The sequence below is a fragment of the Mycobacterium sp. 1245852.3 genome, from assembly GCF_001669335.1.
GTDB lineage: Bacteria > Actinomycetota > Actinomycetes > Mycobacteriales > Mycobacteriaceae > Mycobacterium > Mycobacterium europaeum_A.
Genome location: NZ_LZLL01000439.1, coordinates 1 through 947 on the forward strand (window position 1 = coordinate 1; position 947 = coordinate 947).

Annotated in this window: 2 protein-coding genes; one reads left to right on the forward strand and one right to left on the reverse strand. The window is 63.5% G+C overall.

Annotation, left to right across the window (positions count from 1 at the left end; genetic code table 11):
* On the reverse strand, positions 1 to 485 hold a 485-nt coding region (locus A9W96_RS19655), incomplete at its 3' end, for a glycosyltransferase (protein WP_197499577.1).
* 327 nt (positions 486 to 812) lie between these two features.
* Between A9W96_RS19655 and A9W96_RS31590 the strand changes: the two genes are divergently transcribed.
* Positions 813 to 947 (forward strand): glycosyltransferase (locus tag A9W96_RS31590; RefSeq protein ID WP_197499578.1); only part of this gene is annotated, 135 nt, incomplete at its 3' end.

A 947-nucleotide genomic window follows, 5' to 3' on the forward strand; every position in this document is an offset into this window, starting at 1 on the left:
TTCATCGCGAAGCGCGCGATGGGTCCGGGCAATAGCGGGATCAACCGTCCGTTGGGCCGTACCGGGTAGTAGTGCAGCGTGGCCAACGGAAGCCCGTGGTGTTCAGCGACATTGGCCGCGATCTCCTGGTAAGTCTGACCGGCGAGCACCAGGTCGGCTCCGTCCGCCAGTGACGTCAGTGTCTCGTTCATCTGCACCCAGGCCCCAGTGCTGACTTTCCACAGCTCGCGTCCCCACTCCGATAGGTCACGCATTCTCCAGAACGTGCTGAACACGGAGGTAAAAAAGTTGCGGAACACGTCCAGCCATACCCGTGTCTCCGCTCCGTAGGGCACCGCGGTAAGCCCGGCCGATTCCGCGAAGTCAACCAGGTCGGGCGGGACCGCGATGCACACGTCGTGCCCTCGGCGCTGCAGCTCACGGCCGACTACAACCGACGGCTCGATATCGCCTCGAGTCCCGTAGCTCGCCAACACAAATCTCATTGCGGATCTCAAACTTTCGGTTGTCGCGCCGCCCGGCGACGTATCGTTCCCGAACCGAGCCAAATGCCGACGACGCGGGTCGACGTACCCACGGCCGGCCACAGCCCCGGTGCCCACATCTCCGGTAGAGCCAGAGCCTAGACATGGCTCCGCGGCGACGGCAGGTTTCGGCGTCCGCCGCCCACATTGCCAACGGGTTCCGTGAGTCAGCGCAACTCGCTGAACTAGCACTGGGTGTCCGGTTATGCTGCGGTCGTCTGGGCCGAGGGCGTGGGCCGCCGCTTGCAATCCGACGATGCGCCAGGGAATCGAACAGTCATGACCGCGATGAAGTTTGTGCTGGCAAATTGGGGAACGCGTGGCGAGGTCGAGCCGTACCTAACGATCGGCCGTGAATTGGTTCGCCGCGGGCATGACGTGAGTATGGCCGGCGCTCCCGAAATGGTCGATTTCGTCGTGTCA